Origin of the sequence: Dyadobacter sp. LHD-138, assembly GCF_030929615.1 — a bacterium.
Taxonomy (GTDB): domain Bacteria; phylum Bacteroidota; class Bacteroidia; order Cytophagales; family Spirosomataceae; genus Dyadobacter.
This window is the reverse complement of sequence record NZ_JAVFVU010000046.1, coordinates 1-13,645: the sequence shown is the minus strand read 5'-3', so window position 1 is coordinate 13,645 and position 13,645 is coordinate 1. Positions and strand designations below refer to the sequence as shown.

Here is a 13,645-nt window from a genome sequence, read left to right as displayed (position 1 = left end):
CATCATTGTAAGTGGCCACGCTAAGCCACTTACAATTTTATACGCTGAAAAACGACAGGATCAAGGTGATAGCTAAATTCTAACGATACAAAAAATGAAACTTTTAAAAACGGAAGTATTCCGGCGCATGATCAAGCCGTTCGGACAGTCGGCTTTGCTGGTGATTTTACTTTCACATGGCGTGACGGCCCAGAAGAGCATTTCCCTTGCAGAAGCCCGGTTACTTGCCTTGGCACAGAATAAGAAACTGAAATCATCCCAATATAACATTGATGCCGCGAAAGCCGCGAGAGAAGGGCTGAACGGAGCAGATAAACCCATGGTTGATGGTTCCATCGCTGGTTTTTATGTCGGAAAACCGTTGAACGCGCTTTTGCCTGAATATGGCGTCAGTCCATCTGTGATGGTAAAACAATCCATTTACGCGGGAGGAAAGATCAAACTCGGAAAACAGGCTGCCGACAAGGGTATTGAAATTTATGAAGAACAAAAGGCCGTTACAGAGTCAGAAGTGCTGTTTAATGTCGAAAGAGCATACTGGCAGGTAGCCAGTGTAAACGAAAAAATTATGCTGGGTAGGCATTTTAAAACCCTACTTGAATCTTTGCTGGGCGAGCTTACCAATTCTTTTGATGCCGGTATGATCTATAAAAATGATATGTTAAGGGTGCAGGTGCAGTTGAATGAAACCGAGCTTAACCTGGGTAAGGCGAATGACGGACTGGTTATGGCGAAACTCAGCCTGGCGCAGACCATGGGCATGGCCGGCAGCACTGATTTTATGTTAAGCGATTCGGTTGTTGGCGCTTTTAATCCGCTTGCATCAGAAAACTTTTTAAACGCGGCGGAGAACAGGGCAGAAATCCGGCTGCTTAAAAAATCACTGGAAGCAAATCAGTTACAGGAAAAACTTTTAAAGGCTGATTTCAAACCAACCGTAGGTCTGCTTGCCAGCGGATTTGCCAGTATTGGTCCAAACATGAACTTTGAAAACGGCAAAAATTTCATGTCGTCTTATGTGGGTTTGGTTAGCGTGAGTGTGCCTATCTGGGATTGGGGACAAAAAGCGAGTAAGGTCAAAGAACAGGCGTTTAAAATCCGGGCACATCAGACGGAGCTGGAAGAAACCAAAGAAATGATCTCGCTTGAAGCGCAAAATGCATATTTGCAGCTCAACCAGTCTGCCCGCCGCATCCATCTTTCAAATGCTTCTGTTCAGCAGGCGGAAGAAAACCTCCGGTTAAGCAATGACCGGTTTAAGGCTGGAACGGTAACCGGACAGGACGTTCTGGAAGCGCAAACGCTTTGGCAGCAAGCGCTGAGCAGTGTGATAGATGCCAAAGTGGAATACAAAGTGAGCGAGGCGGCCTATAAAAAAGCGATCGGTGAATCGGGTATGTAGTAGGTTTGAGCGAAATTAGGAACTGTCGTAAGCGTAATCCTGAATCAGGATGTTGGAGCAATGAATAAGAAAGCGACCATACTTTATGTAGACAGGGAGGTTAATAACATCAACTCTTTCGTCGCTATTTTCAGAAGGGATTACAAAATTCTTACCGCGTCGTCCGCTACCGAGGGGTTTGATATTCTGCTGAACGATACTGTACACATTGTGATCAGCGATCTTTATGTAGAGGAAACGGACGGGTTGAAATTTCTGTTAGCGGTTTCCCGAAAATACTGCAAATGCACATGCATTCTGATCTCAGACTATCCGTTAAACAATGCTGTTTCAGGCTCCGGAATATACAAAAAACTGACCAAGCCCTGGGATGAAACGGAGTTCAGAATCATCTTGAAAAGTGCTTATGACCTTTTTCTGCTGAAAGAAAATGTGCTGAATGCCTTTTGGTAAAATCAAATTTCTTCTTCTGTGGCTTGCCAAAGGCCACGGGGGAAGAGATAAATTACTGGTTTATTTAATGTCCTGACAAAATGATTAATACTGATCTATGTATCGTCGGCTCCGGTTCATCCAGTTTGCTTGCCGTTTTGGAAGCAGGATTGTTGAACATGCGCTGCCATGTGGTAAGCGGTTTCGATCATGAAGAAACAACTTTGACAGAACCCGGCCCGTTAGAAATACATTTGTGTGCGATGTTGATGGAACAAATCCGGGTCTTTGAGCCAGTTTTTTCTTCGAATGAGCGCATAAAAGACGTAAGCCACCGGGACGATGTTTACCATATTGTCACCAATCAAAACACTGAAATACAATGCCGGTCGATTGTCGTGGTGGTTTAATGGAAATGGCGGATGGTTGTGTTATTTTTGGACGCCCGGCTTGGTATCGCTTGGTCTATTTTTCCGATATCTTGAAAAGACAAGCGGGCTTTTAGCCGGCCGTTCATCTCCAAGTAAAACACCCCATTGTTTAAACATATCCGTTCTGTCGAAAATGACTTTTAGCACTGCGATAATCGGCATCGCCAGAAACATGCCGGAAACACCGGCAATACTTCCGCCAATAATCACACCCAGGATAGAAAACAGCGCATTGATCTTTACTTTTGATCCCACAATTCTTGGCATCAAAATGTTGTTATCTAAAAACTGAACCCCTGCAATCACGCATAAAACGGTTATAATCGGCCATAACTCTGTGGACGATGTCAGTGTTAACAATACGCCGATAATGTTTCCGGCCAGTGCACCGACGTAGGGTATAAGATTCAGGAAAGCGAATATCACGCCGATTAAAAGCGCATGTTTGATACCGATCAACATCAAAATTCCGCCTAAAAGTATGGTCATGTAAGTAACCTGTATCAGTAAACCGATCAAATAACTTTTGATGATGGTTTCAGTTTCGTAAATGGCTTCTTTAACTTTGCCGTAATGGCCTTCTTCAAACCACATGAAAATAAAACGGAGCAGAATATCCTTGTAAAACAACATCAGATAGATATAAATCGGCAGCAAGCCAACGAAAACGAAGAGTGAGCTCAGTGTTACGGCCACGCCGCTCGCTTTTTTGCCTGCAAAACTGACGAGGTCGTTCGTGTTTTTATTGATAAAATCGACCTGCTCTTTGGCAGAATATTCACTGATACTGGATATCCAGTCGCTCAGGGCTTTGAGGTGACTATTGACATTGCTTTTGATACGGGGGAAATCAGCGACCAGGCTGCTGACCTGAGCGGAGAAAAACCAGACAATGCCGGCCAGCATCACAACAAGCAGTAAAATGGGTAAAACAATGGCCAGGGCTTCCGGAACGCGGTGGTTCCTCAAAAATCTGAAAACGGGAAGCAGTACCAGACTGATAAAAAATGCCATGATAACCGGCATAATAATATCGTTTCCCACCACCAGAATGGTTCCGAGGGTAAACAAACCCACTAATTCGATAGCGCGTTTAACAGTAGAAGGCAGATTGGTCATAGGCTTGATGCAATGTAAACTATAATCCCCGTCTAATAAAAGCGTACCACGGGCAACTGAAAGCAGGATGAAGCGGTCGGGTCATTTCTTCCACAAGCCTGCATATTTTTTTCTGTATTTCAGATCAGGCTCTGATTCAGTCAGTTTCAGTGCAATAGCTTTCAGAGACGAATCCTGAGTAACATCAAAAGATTTTTTGAACACTTCAATGATATCATAGCGGATCAGCGTCCCGTTTTTTTCCTGCATCGCCCCGTCAAACCGTTCCGTTAGCTTCCCGACAACCATTTCCCGGAATTCGGGTTTCACCACTGCGATTTTCCATAAACACTGGAGTGAGTGTCTGGCTGTCACAAATTTTTCATCTTTCGTTACGACGATCAGCTGGTCGAAGTCGTTCAATAACCTGTTTTCGGAGTCACTTTTAGCCAGGTTGCTTAAAAGCTGAACAGCGATTGTCCGCACGTGGTTATCCTTGCTTTGTAACAATTTCAATAACTCGTCCCAAATCTCATAAATCCATGTTACCGGTCTATGGGTTATTTCAATAATATGCTTAAAAGCTTCATAGCGGACATTGGCATCGTCAACGTACAGGGCATCAAAATGTTTGCGAACAGCAGGATCCATAAACTGAGCAATTCGTGGTTAATTTTCCAAGTTATTAAATCTTCTTTTGGTATCCAAAGAGTATAAAAGGTATGTTACTTGCATTTTGAGGGTATGAAAATTAAATTTTATGCACCTCATTGGGGCAATACGCTTCCTTTTGATACTTTTTGCCAGCATGTAAAAACGGCAGGTTACGACGGCGTTGAAATGGCATTGCCTTTTGAACAGCGGGAAAAACAGGAAATTCTGGATTGCCTGGCTAAACATGGTCTTGAGCTGGTCGGCCAGTATTGGCAGTCATTTGAAGCTGATCTTCACGAGCACGCAGCCAATTATGAGAAATACCTGCGAAATCTGATTGCGGCAAAACCTGTTTTTATCAACTGCCAAACGGGGAAGGACTATTTCACATTTGATCAAAATAAACATTTGTTTGATCTGGCGGACAAAATTTCCATGGAGACAGGTGTGCGGATTATTCATGAAACGCATCGGGGGAAAAGTCTTTTTGCTGCAAGTCTTACCAGAAATTATTTAACAAAAATTCCGGGTCTGCGGATTACGCTTGATATATCACACTGGTGTAATGTACACGAGTCGTTGCTGGCAGATCAGGCCGACGCGGTGAATCTGGCTTTGGAACATACCGATCACATTCACAGCAGGGTAGGGCACCCGGAAGGCCCGCAGGTGAATGATCCGCGCGCGCCGGAGTGGGAGGAGGCCTTGCAGGTGCATCTGGGCTGGTGGGATCAGGTGGTTGCCACGCATCAAAAAAATGGCACGACACTGACCATTACGACGGAGTTCGGGCCGGCAACTTATATGCCTACACTGCCATTTTCACAAATGCCAGTGGCGAATCAGTGGGATATTAATGTGCACATGATGAATTTACTGAAAAAACGTTATGCAGCGAAGTAGTTTTGCTGCATAACGTTTTTCACTCATTTTAAATAAAAACTCTTGTTTCCAGTCGTACGGTCAATGTGCAAAACAAAATCGTAATCGGCTAAAACATTGCCTGGTACAAATTGCTGTTCTGTATAGCCGTACACCAGAAGTCTGTATTTCGTCGGTGTGGTGACATTTTTCAGTTGCTGTACAACCTGCGATGTGTTGAGGAAAAATATGGGTTTTTCTGTCCGGGAGAAAAAGAATTCAAAAGTGTCCTGATCACCTGTCTGAATCTTGTTCATGTCTGTAATCTTGCCGACGGCCGGGTTGTAAGCCGTATAAAACCCGGTTGAGGTCGTTGAACCCAGGCATTTATAATGCTTTCCCAACGTATTGGACAAATAATAACCCATACTTTTTGAATACACATTCACGGTTTTCTGGATATGTGCATTGTGGGCCAGAATAATAATTTTATCAGCATCCGTTATTTCTGAAAGTACATTGACAGCCATCAGCGAATCCCTGATCACCGACTGGATCAGCATATCATTTTTGGTAACATAGGGATTGTTGATCAGTAAAAATTGCCTGTAATTGTTGATACTTTTTTTGAGCAAATCAGATTTTTCAGAAGACGCACTTTGCGGGTCATATGTAGTCATTATTTGCTCACTCAACGTATTAAGCTCGTTAAAATCCTCCTCGCTGAATGTATGAGCGTACATTTCATTATTTAGCAATTTGTAGTTGTTGATCAGTTTTTGTAAAGAATCAACCGTGGCTGGATTGTTTTTTGCGCTGTAATCAAGCATATTTTGCAGGGATTGAAAAGGGCTTTGTACGTCAAATCCGAAGAATATGATTTTATCCCGCCGGTTCACATTGATCGTTTTAACGGCTTCCACCAGATCCATAAACTCGCTGCATTCATAACTGTAGAGACGGAAGCTTTTCAATATGTCTTTTAAATTGCCGCCCTCACCGGCAACGAATTTGTTTAATAAATCTACTTCCGGCATTGGCGCTTCAAGCCCTATTTTTGTCAGTTGCTTCCTGGCTACCAACAGCCTGATAAGGTTGGTTCTGGTTTTGAAAAATTCGGAAGTACCATGAGACTGCTCTCCCATGGCCAGCACTTTATAATCTCCGAAATGGATTGATTTTTCCAGTTTGGTAACAACGTCATCGTCCTGGGAAAGGATTTTTGGATCGATAATCATTGCGTTGGCTTTTATAATTTCAGTGAAATTATCAGCGGATTGGGCCATGGCTGAACTACTTAAGGACAATACTAAAGCAGCAATTTGAAAGGCGCTTCGAAAGCTGTTATACTGAGTAATCATATTTAATGGTTTCAGTTGAAAATTAAGTGATCTTCGAATTGAGTAAATTGTTCGGACGCTCAAAATAGTTATTTTATATATAAGTAACAATGCTATATAAAATAACTATTATTAATTGAAGTGATTCCGTGGCTTGTCGCGGATAAAATCAATTAATGTTCGGGATAGATAATTTGGGGTGATGTTCGCCTACAGGCATAATATAAATTGAAACAATTCAAAGAATTTATGTGTCGCAGAGAATATTTATTTGACCGGTCTGAAACGAAACGGATTGATTGTCAGTAACCTTTGAGGCTCCGCTCCTGGGTATTTTTTTAAACGGAAAAAAATCAGGTAGACATTTGTGAAAAACAGCATAGCACAGGACAGTTGGCGCACATATATTTGATTATATTGCCCAAAAAATGTACATTTATTTAGTTGATTAGTTATATTAGTATAAAATATCCTGCCCTTTGAAGAGCCCAATTGATATGCGCAGAACCTTATTATTCCTTACCGTACCCTGTCTTGCACTGGTTTTTCAATGCCGTACATCTGATTCGTCAAATCAGGCGAAAGAGGAAAAAGTACCGGAGGAAATTAGCTATAATTTTGATATCAGACCCATACTTTCAGACAAATGTCTTGTCTGTCATGGACCGGATGCGAACAAGCGGGAGGCGGGACTTCGTCTGGATGTGGCAGAAAGCGCATTTCAGGCATTGAAGGAAAATCCCAAAGCACATGCACTGGTGGCTGGAAAACCTGAATTTTCTCAGGCTTACTTACGGATAACTTCCAAGGATACGGCGCTGCTGATGCCGCCGCCATCTTCAAATTTGAAATTGACGCAGCATGAGATTAACCTCATTGAGAAATGGATTAAACAGGGGGCCAAATATGAAAAACACTGGGCGTTTGTCGCGCCTAAAAAGCCCTCGGTTCCCAAAGTAGAGCAGGAAGAATGGCCGAAAAACGAGATTGATTATTTTGTTCTGCAAAAACAGGAACAAAAGGGGTTAAAACCGAATGAAGAAGCCGACAAGGAAAGATTGCTGAAACGGTTAAGTCTGGACCTGAATGGTTTGCCTCCGAGTTTGCAAATGATGGATGAATTTTTGGCCGATAACAGTCCGAAAGCATATGAGAAAATGGTTGACAAACTATTGAAAAATACGGCTTATGGAGAAAAAATGGCCATCCACTGGCTGGATCTGGCACGTTATGCCGATTCGCACGGATATCAGGACGATGGGTACAGAACCCAATGGCCATGGCGCGACTGGGTGATTCATGCGTTCAACCAAAACATGCATTATAACGATTTTGTGACCTGGCAACTGGCAGGCGACTTAATGCCAAATTCGACAAAAGAGCAGCTTCTGGCCACAGGGTTTAACAGAAATCATAAAATTACGGAAGAGGGCGGGGTCATTCCGGAAGAGTACCGGATCATGTATGTAACCGACCGAAATGATCTTTTTGGCAAAGGTTTGCTGGGTGTTACGCTGGAATGCGCGCATTGTCACGACCATAAGTACGACCCGTTTTCGCAGAAGGAGTATTACCAGATGTTTGCTTTTTTTAATAATGTAAAGGAAGTTGGGATCGAATCGGTTATCGGCGGGCCGGAAACTTATGCCAAAAAACCCTTGATGGAAATCAGCAATGAAGATGTGAAAAACATTCTGACTTTTGTCAACAAGCAGGATACAAGCCGGCTGATCGTCTCGGTTATGGGAGATCTTGATACGACAAGAAAAACGTATATCCTGAAACGCGGTGTGTATGATGCGCCCGGCGATGAGGTAGAACCAGGCACGCCGAAGTCCATTTTACCTTTCAATAATAAGTATCCTAAAAACCGTCTGGGATTGTCGCAGTGGCTGTTTGATAAGAAAAATCCACTGACGGCCAGGGTTTATGTCAATATATTATGGCAGGAGTTTTTTGGAAAAGGGATCGTCAAAACTTCCGGCGACTTTGGTATGCAAGGAGAACTCCCGTCGCATCCGGCACTGCTGGACTGGCTTGCCTCCGACTTTATGGAACACAACTGGGATGTTAAAAGGCTGGTGAAACAAATGGTGACTTCAGCAACTTACCGCCAGTCGGCGGTGATTACCAAAGAAAAGCTGGCCATGGATCCTGACAATATTTTGCTGGCCCGAGGGGCGCGTTATCGCATCAATGCTGAGTTTATCAAGGATCTTGTTTTGTCAAGCAGCGGATTATTGAACAAAACCATAGGCGGGCCAAGTGTCAAACCCTATCAGCCGGCAGGATTGTGGGAAGGCGCAACGTCCGGACGAGGATTGTTGTCTGTTTATAACCAGGATCATGGTGCCAGTTTGTATAGAAGAGGCATGTATACACTCATAAAACGAACGGTTCCGCCTCCAACCATGGGGATTTTTGATGCCAGTAACCGGGATTTATGCGAGGTGAAAAGGCTGAAAACCAATACACCTTTGCAGGCGCTGGTGATGATGAATGATCCGACGGTACTGGAAGCATCCCGTGTTTTGGCAGCTAAATTGTTGCAGGAAAAAACAGATGCAAAGGAGAAAGTCGCCAAGGCTTTCCGTTTGATTGTGTGTAGAAAACCAAGTGATAAGGAGCTCGGTGTTTTGACGGCCTATTACGACAAGCAATTAAAAACCATGAAGCCGGAAACCGCTCAGAAAATGATTGCAGTCGGGGAATACCCATTAACAAAAAATGTAGACAAGAAAACCTTGGCCGCGCTGATGCGGGTGGTTTCCACAATCTACAATTTGGAAGAGACGATCACGAAATCCTGATAATGGTGAATTATTAATGGTTGATTGTTAATAGCAGCCTCAGTATTCGCCCAAAAGCTAAGTATCTATGGAAAAGGAAATTTTGGAACACGGCCTTAATTTTAACAGAAGGCGGTTTTTATCTTCGATGAGTTTGGGGATTGGTGGCATAGCGCTGGGATCGCTGCTGATGCCCGACCTTTTCAAAAACGGTGAGCTGGATGAGGAAGCGCTTGTGGCCGGAATGCCGCATTTTGCGCCGAAAGCAAAAAGGGTTATCTATTTATTTCAAAATGGCGCACCTTCCCAACAGGAGCTATTCGACTATAAACCGAAACTTCGGGATTTGTTCGGGCAGGAAATACCGCCATCGGTTCGTGGTACGCAAAGGTTAACCGGTATGACGGCGAACCAGGCCTCGTTCCCATTGGTTGGCTCGTTTGTGAATTTTAAGCAATATGGGGAATCCAGAGCCTGGGTAAGCGATTTGCTGCCTTATACATCTAAAATTGTGGACGATATCTGCATCGTGAAATCGATGTATACGGAAGCAATCAACCATGATCCCGCGCTCACTTTTTTGCAAACGGGGTCGCAGCAGGGCAACCGGCCGAGTATGGGTGCCTGGCTGAGTTATGGTTTGGGTAATGAAAATAAAAATCTCCCCAATTTTACGGTTTTGTTGTCCCGCGGGGTAGGGAATGGACAGGGTGTTTATTCGAAATTATGGTCTAATGGCTTTCTGGATTCGGTGCATCAGGGCGTTCAGTTCAGCAAAGGCGAAGACCCTGTGTTATATCTGCGGGATCCGGAAGGGATGGATCGGAAGGAGCGGCGGGATATGCTTGATAATTTGTCGGAACTGAATGAAATGTCGTATCAGGAATTTGGCGACCCGGAAATTACAGCGAAGGTTAAACAATATGAAATGGCTTACCGGATGCAGACCGCTGTACCGGAAGTGATGGATCTGTCAAAGGAATCAGACGATATCATAAAACTGTACGGCCCGGATTGTCTCGTGCCGGGAACCTTTGCGGCGAATTGTTTGCTTGCCAGAAAACTTTCTGAAAACGGCGTACGCTTTGTACAGCTTTATCATCAGGGCTGGGATCAGCACGGAAATCTTCCATTTGAAATTACCAAACAGGCTAAGGATGTCGATCAGGCATCTGCCGCCTTAGTTACGGATTTAAAACAAAGAGGTTTGCTGGACGAAACGCTGGTAATTTGGGGCGGAGAATTTGGACGTACCAGTTATACGCAAGGCAAACTCACCACCGATAATTACGGTCGGGACCACCATCCGCGCTGTTTTACGATCTGGATGGCTGGTGGCGGTATTAAGCCCGGGATTGTGTATGGCGAAACAGACGAACTGGGTTATAACATCGCGAGCAATCCGGTGCACGTGCACGATTTTCAGGCGACCATTTTGCACCAGTTAGGTTTGAATCACGAAAAACTTGTTTTCAAGCACCTCGGACGTCGTTACCGTTTGACGGATGTGTCGGGGAAAGTGGTGAATGATATCATTAGCTAGGATAACCTGTTCACATTGAATTTAGATAAATAAGTCGGAAGCTTTTAATACATGAATTGAATTGGTGATGCATATAAAATTAAAGAGGTTTGCTGAGCAGTTGTTGTTTGCTTCCAATATTCTGATTGCTTTTTTGTTTCTTTTTGAAGACAAACTGGTCATACCGGCATGGCTGCAAACCATCGGCCGGATGCACCCGATGATTCTGCATTTTCCCATTGTCATCCTGCTGATTGCGATGCTGATGGAGTTTTTTCGGTTCAAAACCGAGAATGCCATCAATATTTTTTACCGGAACTTCTTGCAAAATCTTTTGCTGATCGGTGCGTTGTTTGCTGCCGTAACGGTGATCATGGGGTTGTTTCTTTCCCGGGAGGAAGGTTATTCAGGAAATACACTTTTCTGGCATAAGTGGACCGGTGCCGGAATATTTTTTATAGCTTCATTTATTTACTGGATTAGAAACAGCAGCTGGTATAAGGCTCCGGTTGCGAAAATCAGCTCGGTTTTGGTCGTGGTCGCCCTGATTTTGACGGGGCATTACGGTGCATCTTTAACGCATGGAGAAAACTTTGTATTTGAACCGATTGACGCGCAGCGCGAAATGGCCATGGTACCGTTGGAAAAGGCCATCGTCTTCAACGATGTTATCAAGCCGGTTTTAGAGCAAAAATGTGTAAGCTGTCATAATCCCGATAAATTAAAAGGAGAATTATCTTTAACGGATCCTCAATCAATATTAAAAGGAGGGAAATCGGGGAAATTGTATATCCCTGGCAATCCGGGCATGAGTCTGCTGTTGCAGCGGCTTCACTTGCCAGTCGACGACAAAAAACATATGCCGCCAACGGGAAAAACACAGCTGACAGCTAATGAAATCAGTTTGTTGTCGCTTTGGGTCAAGCAAAACTCAGGTTTTAATAAAAAAGTAATTGATCTGCCGCCAAACGATTCATTGAGAATTCTGGCCACAGCTAAGTTGAAACCAGCGACAAGCAGTGAGGAACCGTACGATTTTGATGCGGCGGATGAAGAAACAGTCAAAAAGCTGAATAACGATTACCGTACCGTTGCACCGCTGGCAACAGAGTCGCCGGCATTATCCGTCAATATTTATAACCGAAGTGCATTCAATGTCAAGCAACTGGATGAACTCGACAAGGTCAGGAAGCAAATTGTGTCGCTGAACCTAAACAAGATGCCGGTAAATGATGGTGAACTTAAAAGTATTGCGAGATTTGAAAACCTGAGAAAACTGGATCTGAATTTTACGGATATAACCGGAAAAGGATTGAAAGAGCTTACCGGGCTGAAACATTTGCAAAGCCTGACGTTATCAGGAACCAAAGTTAATTTCAAAGATCTGCAAAGCCAGATAGCGGCATTTAAAAAGCTAAAAACGGTGTCGGTTTGGGATACGGAAATATCGCTGGCCGAAGTGTCACTGCTTCAAAAAAGCAATAAAAATATCACTTTTATTGGCGGTTTTAAGGATGATGGAAAAGAGCCATTAAAGCTGAATCCGCCGCAGATTAAAAACGGTTCAACGATCTTTGCTCAGACGGCACCATTGCTGTTGAAGCATCCGATCAAGGGTGTGGATATCCGTTACACCACGGACGGAACAGAGCCTGATAGCCTCAAATCACCTCTTTTTGATAATAAAACTATACTTAAGGAAAGTATGACGATCAAAGCCAAAGCGTTCAAGCCGGGTTGGTTTGGAAGTGATCTGGCTACTTTTGATTTTTTTAAATGCACCTTTAAACCCGATAGCGTTAACCTGCTGCTGCCATTGAACAGGGTACATCAGGCGGAAGGCGCCAAAACTTTTTTTGACAACAAACTGGGTGCGATCGGTGCCAACAACCCTGCCTGGGCCAATAATTGGGCCGCGGTGAAGGACAATGATATGGCGCTGGTGTCTGAGTTTAAAACGCCCGTGACCATTTCGTCTGTCGGGATGCATTATATGATCGAGGAGGACACCGGAATTTTTCCACCAGATGTTGTTGAAATCTGGGGCGGACCCAATATGAAACAGTTGAAATTACTGGCAAAAGTAAAACCGGCGTCACCCGCAAAAGGAGATAAACCGGTCCTTAAATCACTGGAAGGTAAGTTTAAACCGGAGCGTATTTCTTATCTTAAAATCGTTGCGAAACCTGTCGGTCAATTGCCGGAATGGCATAGAAATAAGGGTAAAAAAGCGCTTTTGCTGGTGGATGAAATGTTTATTAATTGACGGTTATTTAATTTTTGATCAGACGGTGTGAAATTATTTTGCGCTACTGCTGAAATATTCCAAAAATATTCCCAGCCGGATCACTGAACCTCGCGGTGATTTCCGGTGCATCCATACCCACGGGCTGTGTGATTTTACCGCCATTGGCAGTGATCAACGCCATTGTTACATGGATATCGTCAACCATAAGATGAATCAGTATTCCGATTTTGGCGGGTTTGCGGTCTGTGACCCAGGTGCCGCTTACCTCACTGGCACCATCATCAAAAGCTACGCTCCCGTCACTCCGGTGGCGGATATGCCAGTCAAAAACGGTCTTGTAAAATGCTGCTGAAACACTGATGTCAATGGCTGGGATTTCGATGTAACATACTTTTCCGTTGGCAAAAGTGGGGTGATTTCCTTGTTCCATTTTCAGGTTTGTTTAGGGTGACTTCTGTTTGTCATACCCGGAATGTCAGTTTTGTCGGCTTCATTGTATCGCCTCCATGACAAGGTTTAGTTTTGCTGATGAACAACAGAATTTATCAGTAATATAACGCTATTTTTCAGGTTTGTAAATTGAAATTTTAATTTATTTCCGGACCTGATATCATTTGTTTTTGGCATAATAGCGGCCGGGAATAACGGAGCGAATTGTTGCTTTGGTGTCGGATGTAGTATGATTAATCCGTAGTCCGGTCCGACGCCGGTCCGACGGTTTTTTCAACCGTCGGACCGATAAATAAAAGAGGATCAAGCTGAAAAGTTGGGGGGAATGAAATAAATTATTTGCTTTGTAGCCCGAACCAATCCCGTTTGTGTTGAACGAATCCTATCAAGCCTTAGTCCGTATCCTTTTGCCAGAAGG

At 43.8% G+C, this 13,645-nt stretch carries 11 protein-coding genes; 7 read left to right on the top strand and 4 right to left on the bottom strand.

Features of this window, described 5'->3' with window-relative positions:
* Positions 1 to 94 precede the first annotated feature (94 nt).
* From RB622_RS26120 to RB622_RS26110, 3 genes are all read left to right on the top strand, one after another.
* Entirely contained in the window at positions 95 to 1,402 is a 1,308-nt protein-coding gene (locus RB622_RS26120) for a TolC family protein (protein WP_308049725.1), read from the top strand.
* 60 nt (positions 1,403 to 1,462) lie between these two features.
* Positions 1,463 to 1,855 (top strand): response regulator, encoded by a 393-nt coding sequence (locus tag RB622_RS26115; protein ID WP_308049724.1) that lies wholly within the window; start codon positions 1,463 to 1,465, stop codon positions 1,853 to 1,855.
* A gap of 80 nt (positions 1,856 to 1,935) precedes the next feature.
* The gene (locus RB622_RS26110; RefSeq protein ID WP_308049723.1) at positions 1,936 to 2,244 is read left to right on the top strand and encodes a hypothetical protein; all 309 of its coding nucleotides are present in this window, start codon (positions 1,936 to 1,938) and stop codon (positions 2,242 to 2,244) included.
* A gap of 21 nt (positions 2,245 to 2,265) precedes the next feature.
* Here RB622_RS26110 and RB622_RS26105 read toward each other — a convergent pair whose 3' ends face one another.
* On the bottom strand, positions 2,266 to 3,384 hold the full coding sequence (locus tag RB622_RS26105) for an AI-2E family transporter (RefSeq protein ID WP_308049722.1): 1,119 nt from the start codon (positions 3,382 to 3,384) through the stop codon (positions 2,266 to 2,268).
* Positions 3,385 to 3,465: 81 nt separating this feature from the next.
* A complete protein-coding gene (locus tag RB622_RS26100) occupies positions 3,466 to 4,014 on the bottom strand; it encodes a hypothetical protein (protein ID WP_308049721.1) in 549 nt (182 codons plus the stop codon).
* Positions 4,015 to 4,107: 93 nt separating this feature from the next.
* Between RB622_RS26100 and RB622_RS26095 the strand changes: the two genes are divergently transcribed.
* Positions 4,108 to 4,920, top strand: coding sequence for a sugar phosphate isomerase/epimerase (locus RB622_RS26095; protein WP_308049720.1), 813 nt, complete (start codon positions 4,108 to 4,110; stop codon positions 4,918 to 4,920).
* A gap of 23 nt (positions 4,921 to 4,943) precedes the next feature.
* On the opposite strand, the gene RB622_RS26090 is transcribed toward RB622_RS26095, so the two are convergent.
* Positions 4,944 to 6,164, bottom strand: coding sequence for an erythromycin esterase family protein (locus RB622_RS26090; protein WP_308049719.1), 1,221 nt, complete (start codon positions 6,162 to 6,164; stop codon positions 4,944 to 4,946).
* Between the two features lie 551 nt (positions 6,165 to 6,715).
* Here RB622_RS26090 and RB622_RS26085 point away from each other — a divergent pair.
* The 3 genes from RB622_RS26085 (at position 6,716) to RB622_RS26075 (ending at position 12,795) form a co-directional block, all read left to right on the top strand.
* Entirely contained in the window at positions 6,716 to 9,028 is a 2,313-nt protein-coding gene (locus RB622_RS26085; protein ID WP_308049752.1) for a PSD1 and planctomycete cytochrome C domain-containing protein, read from the top strand.
* Positions 9,029 to 9,095: 67 nt separating this feature from the next.
* Positions 9,096 to 10,550: a DUF1501 domain-containing protein gene (locus RB622_RS26080; protein WP_308049717.1), complete on the top strand. Its 1,455-nt coding sequence runs from the start codon at positions 9,096 to 9,098 to the stop codon at positions 10,548 to 10,550.
* A 67-nt stretch (positions 10,551 to 10,617) separates the two neighbouring features.
* Positions 10,618 to 12,795: a c-type cytochrome domain-containing protein gene (locus RB622_RS26075; RefSeq protein ID WP_308049716.1), complete on the top strand. Its 2,178-nt coding sequence runs from the start codon at positions 10,618 to 10,620 to the stop codon at positions 12,793 to 12,795.
* Positions 12,796 to 12,838: 43 nt separating this feature from the next.
* On the opposite strand, the gene RB622_RS26070 is transcribed toward RB622_RS26075, so the two are convergent.
* A complete protein-coding gene (locus RB622_RS26070; RefSeq protein WP_308049715.1) occupies positions 12,839 to 13,207 on the bottom strand; it encodes a VOC family protein in 369 nt (122 codons plus the stop codon).
* Positions 13,208 to 13,645: the final 438 nt, after the last annotated feature.

Coding starts and splice junctions, on each gene's coding strand:
- RB622_RS26090 (WP_308049719.1), bottom strand. CDS start 6,164: ATGGCCCAATCCGCTGATAATTTCACTGAAATTATAAAAGCCAACGCA.
- RB622_RS26110 (WP_308049723.1), top strand. CDS start 1,936: ATGATTAATACTGATCTATGTATCGTCGGCTCCGGTTCATCCAGTTTG.
- RB622_RS26075 (WP_308049716.1), top strand. CDS start 10,618: ATGCATATAAAATTAAAGAGGTTTGCTGAGCAGTTGTTGTTTGCTTCC.
- RB622_RS26105 (WP_308049722.1), bottom strand. CDS start 3,384: ATGACCAATCTGCCTTCTACTGTTAAACGCGCTATCGAATTAGTGGGT.
- RB622_RS26070 (WP_308049715.1), bottom strand. CDS start 13,207: ATGGAACAAGGAAATCACCCCACTTTTGCCAACGGAAAAGTATGTTAC.
- RB622_RS26095 (WP_308049720.1), top strand. CDS start 4,108: ATGAAAATTAAATTTTATGCACCTCATTGGGGCAATACGCTTCCTTTT.
- RB622_RS26080 (WP_308049717.1), top strand. CDS start 9,096: ATGGAAAAGGAAATTTTGGAACACGGCCTTAATTTTAACAGAAGGCGG.
- RB622_RS26115 (WP_308049724.1), top strand. CDS start 1,463: ATGAATAAGAAAGCGACCATACTTTATGTAGACAGGGAGGTTAATAAC.
- RB622_RS26120 (WP_308049725.1), top strand. CDS start 95: ATGAAACTTTTAAAAACGGAAGTATTCCGGCGCATGATCAAGCCGTTC.
- RB622_RS26100 (WP_308049721.1), bottom strand. CDS start 4,014: ATGGATCCTGCTGTTCGCAAACATTTTGATGCCCTGTACGTTGACGAT.
- RB622_RS26085 (WP_308049752.1), top strand. CDS start 6,716: ATGCGCAGAACCTTATTATTCCTTACCGTACCCTGTCTTGCACTGGTT.